Annotated in this window: 15 protein-coding genes and 1 tRNA gene; 9 read left to right on the forward strand and 7 right to left on the reverse strand. The window is 71.8% G+C overall.

Going from position 1 to position 14809, the window contains the following annotated elements; genetic code table 11:
• On the reverse strand, nucleotides 1-570 hold a 570-nt coding region (locus tag HGBR_RS18110; protein ID WP_019159914.1), incomplete at its 3' end, for a DUF3662 domain-containing protein.
• A gap of 393 nt (nucleotides 571-963) precedes the next feature.
• On the opposite strand from HGBR_RS18110, the gene HGBR_RS13695 reads away from it, so the two are divergent.
• The 4 genes from HGBR_RS13695 (at nucleotide 964) to HGBR_RS13715 (ending at nucleotide 4138) form a co-directional block, all read left to right on the forward strand.
• A tRNA-Leu gene (locus HGBR_RS13695) sits at nucleotides 964-1047 on the forward strand.
• A gap of 474 nt (nucleotides 1048-1521) precedes the next feature.
• Nucleotides 1522-1842 carry a hypothetical protein gene (locus tag HGBR_RS13705; protein WP_019159916.1) on the forward strand — a complete coding sequence of 107 codons (321 nt, stop codon included), beginning with the start codon at nucleotides 1522-1524 and terminating at the stop codon, nucleotides 1840-1842.
• A 182-nt stretch (nucleotides 1843-2024) separates the two neighbouring features.
• Entirely contained in the window at nucleotides 2025-2636 is a 612-nt protein-coding gene (locus HGBR_RS18115) for an ABC transporter ATP-binding protein (RefSeq protein WP_019159917.1), read from the forward strand.
• Nucleotides 2633-4138 (forward strand): hypothetical protein, encoded by a 1506-nt coding sequence (locus tag HGBR_RS13715; RefSeq protein WP_019159918.1) that lies wholly within the window; start codon nucleotides 2633-2635, stop codon nucleotides 4136-4138. The genes HGBR_RS18115 and HGBR_RS13715 overlap by 4 nt, the downstream gene beginning before the upstream one ends.
• 14 nt (nucleotides 4139-4152) lie before the next feature.
• On the opposite strand, the gene HGBR_RS18120 is transcribed toward HGBR_RS13715, so the two are convergent.
• Both HGBR_RS18120 and HGBR_RS13725 read right to left on the reverse strand, forming a co-directional pair.
• On the reverse strand, nucleotides 4153-4725 hold the full coding sequence (locus tag HGBR_RS18120; RefSeq protein WP_019159919.1) for a GNAT family N-acetyltransferase: 573 nt from the start codon (nucleotides 4723-4725) through the stop codon (nucleotides 4153-4155).
• 17 nt (nucleotides 4726-4742) lie between these two features.
• On the reverse strand, nucleotides 4743-5582 hold the full coding sequence (locus HGBR_RS13725) for a PhzF family phenazine biosynthesis protein (protein WP_019159920.1): 840 nt from the start codon (nucleotides 5580-5582) through the stop codon (nucleotides 4743-4745).
• Between the two features lie 116 nt (nucleotides 5583-5698).
• On the opposite strand from HGBR_RS13725, the gene HGBR_RS13730 reads away from it, so the two are divergent.
• The 3 genes from HGBR_RS13730 to HGBR_RS13740 all read left to right on the forward strand — a co-directional run bounded on the left by HGBR_RS13730 (nucleotide 5699) and on the right by HGBR_RS13740 (nucleotide 8670).
• The gene (locus HGBR_RS13730) at nucleotides 5699-5908 is read left to right on the forward strand and encodes a heavy-metal-associated domain-containing protein (RefSeq protein WP_019159921.1); all 210 of its coding nucleotides are present in this window, start codon (nucleotides 5699-5701) and stop codon (nucleotides 5906-5908) included.
• Between the two features lie 61 nt (nucleotides 5909-5969).
• Complete coding sequence (locus tag HGBR_RS13735; RefSeq protein ID WP_019159922.1) at nucleotides 5970-8267, forward strand: heavy metal translocating P-type ATPase; 2298 nt, start codon at nucleotides 5970-5972, stop codon at nucleotides 8265-8267.
• Nucleotides 8268-8322: 55 nt separating this feature from the next.
• On the forward strand, nucleotides 8323-8670 hold the full coding sequence (locus HGBR_RS13740; protein WP_019159923.1) for a metal-sensitive transcriptional regulator: 348 nt from the start codon (nucleotides 8323-8325) through the stop codon (nucleotides 8668-8670).
• 9 nt (nucleotides 8671-8679) lie between these two features.
• Here HGBR_RS13740 and HGBR_RS13745 read toward each other — a convergent pair whose 3' ends face one another.
• The 3 genes from HGBR_RS13745 to HGBR_RS18125 form a co-directional block, all read right to left on the reverse strand.
• On the reverse strand, nucleotides 8680-8925 hold the full coding sequence (locus tag HGBR_RS13745; protein WP_162530994.1) for a hypothetical protein: 246 nt from the start codon (nucleotides 8923-8925) through the stop codon (nucleotides 8680-8682).
• A gap of 109 nt (nucleotides 8926-9034) precedes the next feature.
• Complete coding sequence (locus tag HGBR_RS13755; RefSeq protein ID WP_019159926.1) at nucleotides 9035-10126, reverse strand: Ldh family oxidoreductase; 1092 nt, start codon at nucleotides 10124-10126, stop codon at nucleotides 9035-9037.
• 55 nt (nucleotides 10127-10181) lie between these two features.
• On the reverse strand, nucleotides 10182-11117 hold the full coding sequence (locus HGBR_RS18125; RefSeq protein ID WP_019159927.1) for a LysR family transcriptional regulator: 936 nt from the start codon (nucleotides 11115-11117) through the stop codon (nucleotides 10182-10184).
• Between the two features lie 136 nt (nucleotides 11118-11253).
• Between HGBR_RS18125 and HGBR_RS19990 the strand changes: the two genes are divergently transcribed.
• Both HGBR_RS19990 and HGBR_RS18130 read left to right on the forward strand, forming a co-directional pair.
• The gene (locus HGBR_RS19990) at nucleotides 11254-11430 is read left to right on the forward strand and encodes a hypothetical protein (protein WP_154653272.1); all 177 of its coding nucleotides are present in this window, start codon (nucleotides 11254-11256) and stop codon (nucleotides 11428-11430) included.
• A gap of 182 nt (nucleotides 11431-11612) precedes the next feature.
• On the forward strand, nucleotides 11613-13283 hold the full coding sequence (locus HGBR_RS18130) for an alanine/glycine:cation symporter family protein (RefSeq protein WP_019159929.1): 1671 nt from the start codon (nucleotides 11613-11615) through the stop codon (nucleotides 13281-13283).
• Between the two features lie 76 nt (nucleotides 13284-13359).
• On the opposite strand, the gene mgtE is transcribed toward HGBR_RS18130, so the two are convergent.
• Complete coding sequence (gene mgtE / locus HGBR_RS13775) at nucleotides 13360-14733, reverse strand: magnesium transporter (protein ID WP_019159930.1); 1374 nt, start codon at nucleotides 14731-14733, stop codon at nucleotides 13360-13362.
• Nucleotides 14734-14809: the final 76 nt, after the last annotated feature.

The following is a 14809-nucleotide window of genomic DNA, read 5'->3' on the forward strand; positions in this document are numbered from 1 at the left end:
GGAGACGTGCGGGGCGGCACCGGCCGGGGCCGCCTGCGCGGCGGGGGCGGCCGCGTGCTGGCGGGCGACGTGGCGCTGCGGTGCGGAGGTGGGGCCCGAGTTCTGATGGGCCTCGTAGACCTCCGGCACGACTGGATTGGAGCGGGACGGCGGGTCGTAGCCGCCGCGGGCGGCGGGCTGGGCGGCCGGGGAGCCGTCCGGGCGGCGGGTGGTCGCGCGGACGCGGTACATGCCGGTGTCGAGGTCGTCGGCGACCTCGAACGTGACGTTGACCGGGCCCACGAAGCTGTAGCCCTGCTCGATCGCGTGGTCGCCCACGACCTGGCGGAGGTCCTGGCGGAGCTCGCTGGAGATGGGACCCAGGCGCTCGTGGTCGCCGGCGGACAGCTCGACGGCATACGCGTTGGCGGTCAGCGTGCGGCCGCGGGAGACGACCGCGGCGCGGTTGTCCGCCTCACGGCGCAGTGCCGAGGCCAGTTCGACGGGCTCCACCTGGGAGCGGAACGCGCGTGCGAAGGCACCGTTGACCACGCGGTCGATGCCGCGCTCGAAACGATCGAGAACGCCCACGTCGCCTCCCTCCCTCAGTCGGACTGCAGGTCCGGCCGCCTGGTGGCGGGCACGGGTCACCCCTGCTGCGCACAGCGCATCAGCACTCCATGCTAACGCGCAGTTCCTGAGACGACACCTCGGAGCCGCGGTGCGGCGAACCTCCGTAACTGGGCGTATTCCGGGGGATCCGCATGTGCGTGCCGAAGTGGCGGACCGGCGGGAGTCGGATCCGAAGTGGCTGACAGGTGCACGGCAGGTGAATGGGAGGCGGCGTGGATGCAGGTGAGGGGGTGCGCGGACATGCGGGGCGACGCGGTCGTGCGTGCGTGACGGATCGCACTGTCGCGCCGATTGGTGGCGCGGGCGCGGGTCGTGTACAGTTCCTATCTGTTGCAACCACGGTTGTGATGCGCGCGAGTGGCGGAATTGGTAGACGCGCTGGCTTCAGGTGCCAGTGTTCGCAAGGACGTGGGGGTTCAAGTCCCCCCTCGCGCACCGCAGGAGAAGGCCTCCGACCAGGGAATACGTTCCCAGGTCGGGGGTCTTTCCCGTGTTGTGGGATGCTGCTCCTCGTCGTGGGGGTGGTCCGGACGCGCGTGATGGCCTTCAACCCCGAAGCGCTGAGGTGTGACCACACGCCTGAGAACTGCCGTGTTCGGGGCGTGCAGTCGCACCTCAGCGTCGTTCAGCTGCCCTCGGCATAGGCGGAGCAGCGCTCGCATCTGCTGATGAGGTCGTGCTCGCACTCGCTCAGACTCAGGCCCACTCGTCGGCACGCCCTGGTCGGCGGTCGTCTGGGCACCGTGACCTGCCCCGTCCGCATCGCGTGGGGCGAGGCCGGCCCCTGGATCCCGGCGAGGAGCTCGTCTCGGACATCACCGACTGGTGGGACCGGAGGACCACCTGACCGTCGTGCGACCGGACGGGACCCGGGAGGCTCGGATACGCTGAGGGCGGGCGGAGGCAGACATGGACACGCGGTGGGCGACGGTGAAGCTGACGCTCGTGCTGCTGTACTTCGGGATCCTGCCCTTCGACCTCGACGCTCCCGTGCTGTTCGCACTCGCCCTGCTGGGGATGGCCATCGTCATCGCGGGCCCGGTCGTCCTGCGCTCCGTGCGCGCGCTCGCAGCGATCACCGTGACTCCCGTCCCGGTTCCGTTCGCCGGTACCGCGTCACCCGATCTGCGTCCCCTTCCCCGGCCCCAGGCCCCCGGCACTCCGGGCACGGTCCGCTCCCGCGCCCCGGCCCGGCTGTTCGCGCTCCACGGCCCGGTCGCGCCCGCCTGATCCGCATGCACTGCGTCTCCTGACGCGCCGCGCCGTGGATGGTTCCATCCATCCCCTGGCCAGCACGCGAACAGAGGAAGACTGTGCATCCCGATACGTCACGCCCCGACGACCGCGCTCGTCCCACCGGACATCATCGTCCCGACCGCTCCACCCCTGCACCCCTTCTCCGACTCGACGACGTGAGCGTCACCGCGCATCGGTCGACGCTGCTCGCCCCGACCTCCCTGCACGTCGGGCCGGGCCGGATCGTCGCGCTGCGCGGCGAGAACGGATCGGGGAAGACCACGCTCCTGCGCACGATCGCGGGACGGGCCCGCCCGACGACCGGCTCGGTGACGGTGGCCGGTCGGTCGGTGGACGAGCGCGATCCGGGGTTCCGCCGCCGGGTGGCGGCCCTCATCGGACTGCCGCCGCTGGCGCCCGACCTCACGGTGATCGACCACGTCACACTCGTGTCCTCCACGTGGGAGCGCGACGCCGGCGCAGTGGAGTCCGCGACGAGCGGCGTGCTCGACGGCTTCGGCCTCTCGGGGCTCTCCTCCCGCTTCCCGCACGAGCTCTCGTCGGGTCAGACGCAGCTGCTGGCCCTGGCGCTCGTCTTCGTCCGCCCCTTCGACGTGCTCCTGCTGGACGAACCCGAGCAGCGGCTGGACCCCGGGCGCGTCGACCTCCTGGCCCGCGCGATGCGGGCACGATGCACCGCGGGTGCGACGATCATCGCCGCCACCCACAGTGAGGTGCTCGCCCGCGCCACCGCGGACGTCACCGTGGCGCTGACGTCCGCGTCATGAGGGACCGCAGACTGGCCGCCGCCCAGTCGATCTGGCGGTCGCGGCGGGGACGTTCGCCGGGCGAGAGGGCCTTCCTCCTCTACGCGCTGGGTCTCGTGCTGCTGATCGTCGGCGCTCCGGTGCTCCGCGCACTCTGGTCGACGATGACCGGCCCGGCCGGAACGGTGCTCCTCCTCTCCGCGCAGGCTGCGGATGCGACCTCGTTCGCGGTGGCGGCCCTCTGGGCGGGCGGTCTGCTGGCGGGTCGAACACGTGGCCCGGCGCTGCTGCCCACGTTCCTCCTCCACGCACTGACCGGCAGCGACATACGCCGATCGCGCGCACTCCTGCGACCGGTGCTCCAGGCGGCGCTGGCCGCCGCGTCCCTCTGCGCAGGTGCGGCCGTCCTCGCAGCGGTGGCAGTGGTGCGCCTCGGACAGGCGGGACCCGTTGCCGTCGTCGTCTTCGGCCTGGCGGGTGCTGCGGCGGGAGCGGTGGCCGTGGTCCTGTGGCTCGTGGGGCAGGCGCATCCGCGGGCGGCGGTGCCGATCGCGGCGTCGCTGGTCGTCCTCGCGGTGCTGGGCGCGGCGATCTCGCCTGCGCAGGTCGCCCTGCCGTGGATGTGGGTGGGTGCCCTCTATCCGGGGGCGGCCTGGGGAGCGGGCGTCCTCCCGCTGGTGGGGGTGCTGGCGATCACCGCTGCCGGCGCCGGTGCAGTGCCGCACCTGCTGTCTCGGCTCCCCGGCACGCGACTCCTGGAGCAGGCGGTCCGATGGGAGCGGGCCGTGGCCTTCTCGTCCGCGCTCGACCTCCGCTCCGCACGCGCTGCCATCGCAGTGCCGCCGCGGTGGGGGAGGGGCCTGCGGGCGGTCCGGCCGGGCCGGCGGCTGTGGGTGATGTTCCTCGTGCGCGACGCGATCGCACAGGTGCGCACCCCGGGCCGACTGCTGGGCGCGGTCGCGGCGACCGCTCTGACGGGAGTCCTGCTGACAGCGTCGCTGTCGCCCGGCGTCCCGACGGTGCTCACGGCGGGTGTCGCGGGACTCGTCGTGCACGGGGCGAGCGGATCGCTCAGCGCAGGTCTTCAGCACGCCGCAGACGTCGCGAGCGACGACCCGCTGTACGGGGTCGGCGATCGGCATCTCGTGACCCTGCACGCGCTCTTCCCGCTCGCGGTCCTGCTCCTCGTCCTCGTGCCCGCTGCGTTCGGCGCGGCGCTGATGCGTGGTGCTCCGCCGGGGATCGCGATGGCGAGTGCCGGCGCGCTGGCCGTCCTGGCGGTGGCGCTCCAGGCGGTCGGTGCGCTCAAGGGACCGCTGCCGCCCGGCCTGCTCACGCCGGTCGACACGCCCGCCGGCGACGTGAGCGTCGTCCTGCCGATCGTGTGGGCCTGCGGCGAGCCGGTGCTCGCCGTCCTCGGGGCCGTCTCCCTCGCCGCGGTGCCCGTCACCCCGCTGCCGTTCCTCCTGGTCGCCGCGTGGACAGGAACACTCCTCCTCGTCCGCTGGGGGCGACGCCGGTAGGTGCGATGGGCTCGTCAGGTCGTGCGGACCGCTGCCACCGCCTCGCGGTCCGTGAAGGCCAGGTCCATCCCGTCCTCGCCGGGTTCGTCCAGGGCAGGATCGCGCCGGAGCCCGGCACGGAGCGCGACCCGCTGGGAGGCGACGTTGTCCGGTCTCACCCGCGCGAGGATCGTCGACCCCTGCTGGAGTGCTGCGACCCATGCAACGACGGTGCGGGCCGCCTCGGTCGCATACCCGCGTCCCCACACCTCCGGGCGGTAGCGGTACAGGAGGTTCAGGACCGGCAGGCCCGCGGCGGTCATCCGTTTGACGCCGCAGTACCCCACGATCGCGGTGCCGCCGTGCAGGCGCACGCACCAGTAGCCGAAGCCGTGGTCGTGCCAGTGGCGCAGCCACTGCTCGACGAGGCGCTGGGCCTCCGGCAGATCCTCCACGCGATCCGACGGGTTGTGCACGGTCGTCCGGGGGTCGCCCGCGATGGCGAGGACCGCAGGCGCATCCTCGACCCGCGGGACGTCGAGCGTGAGCCGCGCCGTGGTGCGGGCCGGCCGCCGGCCCGGTGAAAAGTCGGACTGCTGCGGGCCCACGGTGGGTGCGCTTCCCGTCAGACCGTCGCGGTGCCCTGGAAGACGACCGAGGTCGCCCCGCCCACCCAGGTGTCGTCACCGATGCGATCGATCGAGACCCGACCGGCGCGACCCAGCCGCGTGCCCTGCGCGGCGGTGTACCGCTCCGGCGCCTGCCCGGTCCGGATGAGCCACTGGGCCAGGGAGGCGTTGAGGCTGCCGGTGACCGGATCCTCGTGGACGCCCATGCCGGGCGCGAACGCCCGCACCTCGAACTGCTGCGGGGCGCCTGCCGGGTGGGCGCCGATGACGCCCACCTTCGTGTCCGGGACCGCGGAGAAGTCCGGCTCCAGATCCAGCACGTCCTGCGCGCTCGCCAGCAGGAGGCCGCACCAGCCCGGCCCGTTGTCGACCCACTGGTGGTCGAGGACGCGATCGCGGCTCACGCCCAGCGCACGGATGAGCGCCGCGAGCTCGTCCTCGTCGAGGGGTCCCGTCCGCGTGGTGGGCGGAGCGGCGAACGCCAGCGCCTCACCGTCGTGCCGCAGCTCGACGAGCCCGGCCGCGCACTCCTGCACGATCGTGCCCGCACGGCGGGGCGTCCCACCGGTGGCCAGCCACGCGCGGGCGGAGCCCAGCGTGGGGTGGCCGGCGAAGGGGAGCTCGCCGGAAGGGGTGAAGATGCGCAGACGGTAGTCGGCCTCGGGAGCGGTGGGCGGCAGCACGAACGTCGTCTCCGACAGGTTGGTCCAGCGGGCGATGCGGGCCATGTCCTCGTCTCCGATCCCCTGGGCCTCGAGGATCACCGCGACGGGATTGCCGCGGAACGGCTGGGTGGAGAAGACGTCGACCTGTGCGAACGGGTGCGTGCGTGTCATGCGCCTCACCCTAATCGGCCTGATCGACCGTGGAGGAAATACCCTCAGGGGGTATACAGTTGCATCGACAGATACCCCCACAGGGTATGTGGAGCCACATGACGAGAGGACCCATCATGGCAGTCAACGAGTACCAGGTGACCGGAATGACCTGCGGACACTGCGAAGCGTCGGTGCGGGAAGAGGTGGGCGAGATCGCCGGCGTCACGGACATCGAGGTGAGCGCGGAGACGGGTCGCCTCGTCGTGACCGGGCAGGACGGCGTGGAGGACCAGCAGGTGCTGGCGGCGGTCCAGGAGGCCGGCTACACCGCGGTCCGCGTCTGACGGAAGCACGCGCCGGTTCAGCAGCAGCGACGACAGCAGTGAAGAGGAGAGGGAGCCCACGATGAGCAGCCAGGCGGAGCAGGTCGCAGGCGGCGGCCTGGACGGCGGCATCGAGCTGGCGATCGGCGGGATGACCTGCGCCTCGTGCGCCAACCGCGTCGAGCGCAAGCTCAACAAGCTGGACGGCGTGAGCGCGACCGTCAACTACGCGACGGAGAAGGCCCGCATCACGGTGCCGGACGGCTACGACCCGGGTCTCCTCATCGAGGAGGTCGAGAAGACCGGCTACACGGCCTCACTCCCGGAGCCCCCGGCGGCCGCAGCACCCGCCGCCGACGGCGCTCCGGCGGACGGCACCCCCGCCGACGAGCCGGAGGACCCCGAGCTCACCTCCCTGCGCCAGCGCCTCATCGGCTCGGTCGTCCTGACGGTCCCGGTCATCGCGATGGCGATGATCCCGGCGCTCCAGTTCACGTACTGGCAGTGGCTGTCCCTCGCGCTCGCCGCCCCGGTCATCGTGTGGGGCGCGTGGCCGTTCCACAGGGCGGCGTGGGCCAACCTCAAGCACGGCGCGGCGACGATGGACACGCTCATCTCGATGGGCACACTCGCGGCATTCCTCTGGTCGCTCTACGCGCTGTTCCTGGGTACCGCCGGCCATCCCGGCATGACCCACCCGTTCGAGCTCACGGTCGCGCCGTCCGACGGCGCGGGCAACATCTACCTCGAGGTGGGCGCCGGCGTCACGATGTTCATCCTGCTGGGGCGCTGGTTCGAGAAGCGGTCCAAGCGGCAGGCGGGTGCCGCCCTGCGTGCCCTCATGGAGCTGGGCGCGAAGGAGGTCTCCGTCCTGCGCGACGGTGCGGAGGTCCGGATCCCCGCCGGGCAGCTGGCCGTGGACGATGAGTTCGTCGTCCGTCCGGGCGAGAAGATCGCGACGGACGGCGTCGTCACCCAGGGCACCTCCGCCGTCGACCAGTCGATGCTCACCGGCGAGTCCGTGCCCGTCGAGGTCGCCGTGGGCGACTCCGTGACCGGCGCGACCGTCAACGCCGGCGGCCGCCTGGTCGTCCGCGCGACCCGCGTGGGCGCGGACACCCAGCTTGCCCAGATGGCGCGCATGGTCGAGGACGCGCAGACCGGCAAGGCGCAGGTCCAGCGGCTGGCCGACCGCATCTCCGGCGTCTTCGTTCCCGTCGTCATCGTCATCGCAGTCGTGACGCTCGTCGCCTGGCTGGTGTGGGGCGACTCCGTCTCCGCCGCCTTCACCGCGGCCGTCGCCGTGCTCGTCATCGCCTGTCCCTGCGCGCTGGGCCTGGCCACCCCCACCGCGCTGCTCGTGGGCACCGGCCGCGGCGCCCAGATGGGCGTCCTCATCAAGGGCCCGGAGACCCTCGAGTCCACCCGCACGATCGACACCGTCGTGCTGGACAAGACGGGCACCGTCACGACCGGTGCGATGACGCTGACGGACACCGTCGCCGAGGCCGGGGTCGCCCGCGCGGACCTGCTCCGGTTCGCCGGTGCCCTGGAGTCCGCCTCCGAGCATCCGATCGCCCGCGCGATCGCGGCGGGCGCCGCTCAGGAGGTGGGCGAGCTGCCCGCGCCCCAGGACTTCCGGAACCTCGAGGGCCGCGGGGTCCAGGGCGTCGTCGATGGCACCGCCGTCGTCGTGGGCCGCGAGTCGCTGCTGGCGGACTGGTCCCAGCACCTGTCACCGGAGGTCTCCCGGGCCAAGGCGGACGCCGAGGCCGCGGGCCGGACCGTCGTGACCGTCGGCTGGAACGGGGAGGCCCGGGGCATCCTCATCGTCGCGGACACCGTCAAGCCCACATCCGCGGAGGCGATCGCGCAGCTGAAGGACCTGGGGCTCACCCCCATCCTGCTGACCGGAGACAATGAGGCGGTCGCGCGGCAGATCGCCGGCGAGGTGGGCATCGACGAGGTCATCGCGGGTGTCATGCCCGCGGACAAGGTCGACGTCGTCACCCGCCTGCAGGGCGCGGGGAAGGTTGTCGCGATGGTGGGCGACGGCGTCAACGATGCTCCCGCCCTGGCGCAGGCGGACCTGGGCCTGGCGATGGGCACGGGCACGGACGTCGCGATCGAGGCCTCGGACATCACGCTGGTGCGGGGTGACCTGCGGGCGGCGGTCGACGCGATCCGCCTGTCGCGGAAGACCCTGTCGACGATCAAGACCAACCTGTTCTGGGCGTTCGCGTACAACGTCGCGGCGATCCCGGTCGCAGCCCTGGGCATGCTCAACCCCATGCTGGCCGGTGCGGCGATGGCGTTCTCGTCCGTGTTCGTCGTGGGCAACAGCCTCCGGCTGCGCGGCTTCCGGTCCGTTGCCCGATGAGCCCCAGAGCCGCCGTGGGGCCGACTCTCCGCTCCTCTTCTGAAAGGATCCCCTCATGACGACCGAGACCACCGCCCCTGATGGTCAGTCCCTCGAGCAGGATGCGGCTGAGCACGAGCATCACCACGGGTACATCGGCGACAAGAAGGCGTACCTGCGCCGGATGAGCCGGATCGAGGGGCAGGCGCGCGGCATCTCCCGGATGATCGACGAGGAGCAGTACTGCATCGACATCCTCACGCAGGTGAGCGCCCTGACCCGGGCGCTGCAGGGGGTGGCGACCGGCCTGTTGGACGACCACCTCAAGCACTGCGTCCTGGACGCTGCGAAGTCCGGTGACGAGGAGGAGGCGGCGGCCAAGCTCAAGGAGGCCGGCGACGCGATCGCCCGCCTCCTGCGGTGACGTCCCTCGTCAGTCCAGGTCCTGCGCGTAGTGCTGCTGCGCCAGGAGGATGTCGAGCTCCTCGTCGTGCAGGCGCTCGATCGCGGACACGGCCGCGGTGTGGGCGGGCGACCCGGACTCGCAGCGCCAGCCGCGGCCCTCGATGACCTGCTCCAGCTGGGTGGCGGCGGACTCCCGGGACGGCGGGGCGGCCACCCGTGCGGGCGGCGGCGGGCCGCTGTCCTCGGGACCTGCGGTGGCGCCGGAGGGTTTCATCGCGATGCGTCGCCGCTGGGACGTCTTCCAGCTCATCCGCGGCTCACTCCAGCTGGTGGGCTTCGTCGTCCTGGCCGTGGGCCTCGTGGGGGTGTGAAGCGGGGTTTGATCAGCCCTCTGCCGCGGTGAGCGGGTCGATGCCCAGCTCCTGCGCCAGCCGCTGCGCGGACTCCCACGCGTGCCGCTGGACGGGAGTGCCCTCGCGGCTGCGGATCGCGGTCGTCGCCGCGGAGCTCTCGCCGGGGATGCGGGTCTTCTCCCACCCCTCGGCCACGGGCGTGTCCGCGATGAACCGCAGGAAGGTGTCCGTCTCCGCCGTGAACTCCTCGAGCGGGCGCAGCCCGGCGACGTCGATCGCGATGATGAGGACTCCCTGCTCGTCGTCCTCCTCCTTCTCCGACGGAGTGCCCGCGGTGGAGAGCGCGCCGGCCAGGGCCTCGGCGACCATCGCCAGACCCAGCCCCTTGTGGCCGCCGAACGGCTGCAAGAGTCCGGCCGGGGTCATCCACTCCTCCGGGATCTCCTCGCCGCGATCGCGCCATTCCGACAGGCGACCCATCGCGACAGCGCTCGTCGCGATGTCGAAGACGAAGTGCGGCGCCTGCGACCGGGGGAAGCCCGCCGCGATGGGGTTCGTCGAGAAGCGCGCCTCCGTGCCCCCCGGCACGGAAACGGTGCGGTGGGCTCCGCCGGTGTTCACGAAGATGAGGGTCGCGACTCCCTGCTCCGCCGCCTCCTCGCAGAAGTGCGACAGACGTCCCGCGTAGGCGGAGTTGTGGACGGACACCGCGGCGATGCCGTCGACCTTCGCCCGCTCGATCGCCCGCTGCGTCGCCTGCCGCACGACGAGGTGGCCGAAACCGCGCTGTCCGTCGATGCGTGCCAGCGCTCCCCGATCGAGGTCGACCACGGGCACGGCTGCGGGGTCGGTCCCACCGGACTGGGCCTGCCGGATGTACTCCGGCAGGCGCCGCATCCCGTGCGGCTCGTGGCCCGCCAGCTCCGAGCCCACGATCTGCCCGGCCATCTCCTGCGCGTCGTCCTCCCGCATCCCCACGGCCATGAGCGCCTGCGCGGTGAAGCGCTGCAGCTCCTCGCCGCGGACCAGAACTGTCGCGGCCCCGTCCGTCGCGGATCCGGCCAGCGCGGTGGGCCCGACCTGCGCGGAACCGGCTGTCGTGGAGTTCGTCTCGTCTGTCATGGTGTGCTCCCATCGGCGATGCGCGACCGGGGCGGGCGCCGCCGGGCCTCTCGTCTCAGGCTGTCAGATCGCCGGTGAGGGGGCCAGTGCCCGTGTCCGCCGCGCCGCCGACGCCCTTCTCCCTGAGCAGCTCGAGGGTGCGGAGGACGATGGGCCGCTGGCGGACGGCACTGCGCACGTGGGCGACGATGACCCGCTCCGCATCGGGGCGGACGAGCGGCACCGCGACGACGGACGGCGGCAGCTCGGTCGCGGCCAGTGTGGGCATGACGCTCACCCCCACGCCTGCGGCGACGAACGCGATCGTCCCGTGGTGGTCGGCCGACTGGATGATCGTGCCCGGCGCGATGCCGGCGGCCCGCCAGATGTCCTCGACGATCCGTGCGGCCTCACCGTCGCCCACGTACTCGTGGAGCCACGGATCGTCGCCCAGGTCCGCCGCCGCGATCTGGGCCTGCGCCGCGCGCGGGTGGTCGCGCGGGAGGATCACGACGAACGGGTCGCGCGCCAGCTGGACGCGCGTGATGCCCGGCGGGGCGTACGGCGGTGCGTTCTGCCGCTCGGTGCGGATGTCGATGTCCGGACGCACGCGGGCGACGGGCGGGTCCGTCAGCTCGATGATGAGGTTCGTCGCGGGGAACTCCCGCTGCAGCGTCGCGACGACGGTGGGCAGCCAGTGCTGGCTGGCGGACGCGAACGTGCCGATCGACAGCGACCCGGAATGGCCCACGCGCAGGTCGCGGACCAGCCGGTCGACGCGCGCCATCGATGCGAGCGCCTCCTCGCCCCTCTCCGCCAGTCGCCGCCCGTGCTCGGTGGGCGCGACGCCGCGCCCGGCCTTCTCCAGCAGTGTGAGTCCGGTCTCCCGCTGCAGTGCGGTGAGGTGCTGGCTGACCGCGCTGGGTGTGAGTTGCAGCGCATCTGCGGCGGCGCGCAGCGAGCCCGCCGCGACGACGGAGCAGAGAATGCGCAGGCGGTGGAGGTCGACCATGTTCCAATGATAAGTGCGACTGTACGGAGGGCAAGGAGCAGTCGCTTGTGCTGAACATTCCTCAGGTCGATCATTGAATCGTTGACGACGCGCAGGATCGCCGTGATCCCGCGCACGCCGAGGGGAGGTCGAGGACGTGTTCGCAATGATTCTGGTGGTGACGGGTGCGCTGACGGGTCTCTACTTCTTCGCACGCGGTCGCGCCGTGTGCCCGGTCCTGGACCGCATCCCGGTCGAGCAGCTGACGACCGACGGGGTCATCCACACGATCAAGCGCGGCTGGTCCGCGGGAGGCGTCGACTTCCACCGCTGACGCCGCCGCCCGCACGGACGGCCGTGACCGAGCCCCGCTGACCCGGGCTCCGGCAGGCCCAGAGGGACGGTTCCGGGCGCGCGCGATCGCGCGATTCCGAAACCGTCCCTTGCTACTATGCCGTCCTGGCGCCCGTGCCGGACCCACCCTCCGGCGGCACCGCGACCCCGCGCCACAGGAGCATGCACCCAGTCACGTCATCGGACGTCTCCCTGCCCGCTCAGACCCTGCTCGCCCAGGAAGGGGCGTCCGACGCAGTGTCGGGCATCGACCAGGTCATCGAGGCGGTGGTGGGCCCGATCGCGAATCTGCTGTCCGCGATCGTCTTCTTCGAGATCCCGGTGTTCGGGGGAGTCCCCGTCATCGTCCTGTGGCTCATGGCCGCAGCGGTCTTCATCACCGTCTACCTGCGCTTCCAGCCGATCACCGGCCTCCACCACTCGTGGAACGTGATCCGCGGCAAGGCCACCCGGAAGACGGATCCGGGTGAGGTGTCGTCCTTCCAGGCGCTCGCCACGGAGCTGTCCGGCACCGTGGGTCTGGGCAACATCGCCGGTGTCGCGATCGCGATCACCGTGGGCGGTCCCGGCGCCGCGCTGTGGATCATCATCTTCGGCTTCTTCGCGATGAGCGTGAAGATGGCGGAGGCGACCCTGGGCGTCAAGTACCGCCGGATCGCGGAGGACGGCACGACCTCCGGCGGCCCCATGTACTACCTGCGCGATGGGCTGGCGGAGATCGGCCGTCCCCGCACGGGCCGTTTCCTGGCGGTGTTCTACGCGATCGCGACCGTCATCGGCGTGTTCGGCGCCGGCAACCTCTTCCAGGCGAACCAGGCCGCCGCCGTCATCGTGAACGCGACCGGAGGCCAGGACAGCTTCCTCGCGGACAAGCTGTGGCTCATCGGCGTCGTCATGGCCGCCCTGTGCGCGCTGGTCGTGCTAGGCGGCATCAAGAAGATCGCGGACTGGACGTCCGCCATCACCCCGCTCATGGCTCTGCTCTACTTCGCCGGTGCGATCACGGTCGTCGTCATGAACGCGGGCGCCGTCCCGCAGGCGTTCGTCCTGATGTTCCAGGGCGCTTTCACCGGTGAGGGGATCACCGGAGGCTTCATCGGCGTCGCGGTCGTGGGCATCCAGCGCGCGCTCTTCTCCAACGCGGCAGGTGTGGGCTCCGCCGGCATGGCGCACTCCGCCTCGAAGACGACGGAGCCCGCGACCGAGGGCTACACCGCCCTGTGGGAGCCGCTGGTCGACTCCGTCGTCATCTGCACCCTGACCGCGCTCGCCATCATCACGACCGGTCTGTACGACGCGGAGACCGACGGCTCGGACATGGCCGGCGTCGAACTCACGACGCAGGCCTTCGAGACCGTCACCCCGTGGTTCGGCACGATCCTCACGATCTGCGTCGTCCTCTTCGGCTTCTCCACGATCCTCGCGTACGCCTACTACGGGCAGAAGGCGATGGGCTTCCTCACGAAGGAGAACCGGAAGGCGGAGAAGGGCTATCAGATCGCCTGGGTGCTGGCCGTCATCGTGGGAGCCTCGATCTCGCTGGACTCCGTCGTCGCGTTCTCCGACTCGATGTTCTTCCTCATGAGCATCCCCAACCTGCTGGGCATCTACTTCCTGGCCCGCATCCTCCGGCTGGAGGTCCTCCGCTACCAACGGCGCGCGCAGCTGGGGATGCACGACGACATCCCGGAGGAGCTGCAGGTGGGTCTGCGCGACCACGAGCCCACGAAGGCGCAGGTGAAGGAGGAGAAGCAGCGCCTCAGCGAGCTGAAGGCGGAGCGTCGCCAGATCCGCAGGGACTTCCGGGCCGCTCAGCGCTCCCGCACGCGCTGACGAACGGCCTCACCCTGTCCGGGCCTCGCTCCAGACCGAGCCTCGTCCCAGTCCCAGTCTCGCCTCAGGCCCAGTCTCACCCCAGTCCCAGCACCGCCGTCGCGATCGTGAAGTAGAGGATGAGCCCGGTCGCGTCGCAGAACGTGGAGATGAATGGGTTGGAGAACACGGCCGGGTCCGCTCCGACGCGCTTCGCGATGATGGGCATGAGCCCGCCCACGGTCGCGGCCATGACGCAGACCGACAGGAGCGTCAGGCCGATGACCAGGCCGATCGCCCACCCGTAGACGAGTCCCGCGACGACGAAGCCCAGCACTCCCAGGACGGAGCCCAGCACGGCGCCCACGCGCAGCTCGCGCCAGATGACCCGGCCCAGGTCCCGGATCCGCACCTCGCCCACGGCCAGAGCGCGGGTGACGGTCGTGGCCGCCTGGTTGCCGGTGTTGCCGCCCGTGCCGGTGAGCAGGGGGATGAAGAGGGCCAGGACGACGACCTGGTCGAGTCGGTCCTCGTAGACCTCCAGCACCTGCACCGTGAGGATCGCGGACACCGCCAGCACCAGGAGCCACACGATGCGGCTGCGGACGATGCGGAGGATCGTGCTGGAGAGGTAGGACCGGTCCAGCGGCTCGGAGCCGCCGCTGCGGGCGGTATCCTCCGCGTCCTCCTCGTCGACGATGTCCAGCACGTCGTCCATCGTGAGGATGCCCAGCAGCCGCTCCTCCTCGTCGACGACCGGCATCGCGATGAGCCGGTGGGACAGGAAGGTGCGGGCGGCGGCCTCGCGCGCGGTGTGCGCGTGCACGCTGATGGCGGGGTTCGCCAGCTCGCCCACCGGGGCCTGCGGGTCCGCGGCCTCCGCCGCCAGCAGCCGGCGCAGCGAGACGACGCCCGTGAGCCTGCGCCCCTCACCCACGACGGGCAGCAGGTACACCGTCTCCGGCCCGTCGATCCGGGCACGCACGACCTCCAGCGCTCGCTCGACGCTCCAGTCTGCGTGGAGGCTCAGCACCTCCGGCGACATGTAGCGGCCGATCGCGGTGCGTGGGTAGCCCAGAACCGCGGTGGTCATCTCCCGCTCATCGGGGTCCAGCCCCTGCATGAGCCGCTGGACGACGCTCGCGGGCAGCTCCCCGAACACCTCCGCGCGGTCGTCCGGGTCCAGCCCGTCGATGATGTGGGCGACGTCCGGTTCCCGCAGGCTCTGCACCAGGTCCGCCTGGTAGGCGGGCGAGAGCGCCTCGAAGACCGCGAGCGCCTCGTCCTTCTCCAGCACCCGGAACAGGACCGCCGCCTGCAGGGGTGGCCGAGTCCGCACCAGTCGGGCGAGCTCCGCCCGATCGACCCGCGCGGCCAGGTGCGCGATCGCGTCGAGGTCGAGCGCGTCCACCCGCCCCGTGAGGGCCCGCTCCAACTCCACCATCGCGGTCTCCGCCGTCGTCTCCGCCATCGCCCCTCCTCCGTCGCCGACCGTCCCTCACTGTACGGTCACCGGTGCCGGCGGGGGATCAGTGCCATGCAGGGGT

Source organism: Brevibacterium senegalense, from assembly GCF_000285835.1.
Taxonomy (GTDB): domain Bacteria; phylum Actinomycetota; class Actinomycetes; order Actinomycetales; family Brevibacteriaceae; genus Brevibacterium; species Brevibacterium senegalense.

Bases quoted from the DNA above. Each gene is read 5' to 3' on its own strand.
- HGBR_RS13705 (WP_019159916.1), top strand. From the start codon at position 1,522: ATGGACACGCGGTGGGCGACGGTGAAGCTGACGCTCGTGCTGCTGTAC.
- HGBR_RS13715 (WP_019159918.1), top strand. From the start codon at position 2,633: ATGAGGGACCGCAGACTGGCCGCCGCCCAGTCGATCTGGCGGTCGCGG.
- HGBR_RS13725 (WP_019159920.1), bottom strand. From the start codon at position 5,582: ATGACACGCACGCACCCGTTCGCACAGGTCGACGTCTTCTCCACCCAG.
- HGBR_RS13730 (WP_019159921.1), top strand. From the start codon at position 5,699: ATGGCAGTCAACGAGTACCAGGTGACCGGAATGACCTGCGGACACTGC.
- HGBR_RS13735 (WP_019159922.1), top strand. From the start codon at position 5,970: ATGAGCAGCCAGGCGGAGCAGGTCGCAGGCGGCGGCCTGGACGGCGGC.
- HGBR_RS13740 (WP_019159923.1), top strand. From the start codon at position 8,323: ATGACGACCGAGACCACCGCCCCTGATGGTCAGTCCCTCGAGCAGGAT.
- HGBR_RS13745 (WP_162530994.1), bottom strand. From the start codon at position 8,925: ATGAAACCCTCCGGCGCCACCGCAGGTCCCGAGGACAGCGGCCCGCCG.
- HGBR_RS13755 (WP_019159926.1), bottom strand. From the start codon at position 10,126: ATGACAGACGAGACGAACTCCACGACAGCCGGTTCCGCGCAGGTCGGG.
- HGBR_RS18125 (WP_019159927.1), bottom strand. From the start codon at position 11,117: ATGGTCGACCTCCACCGCCTGCGCATTCTCTGCTCCGTCGTCGCGGCG.
- HGBR_RS18130 (WP_019159929.1), top strand. From the start codon at position 11,613: ATGCACCCAGTCACGTCATCGGACGTCTCCCTGCCCGCTCAGACCCTG.
- mgtE (WP_019159930.1), bottom strand. From the start codon at position 14,733: ATGGCGGAGACGACGGCGGAGACCGCGATGGTGGAGTTGGAGCGGGCC.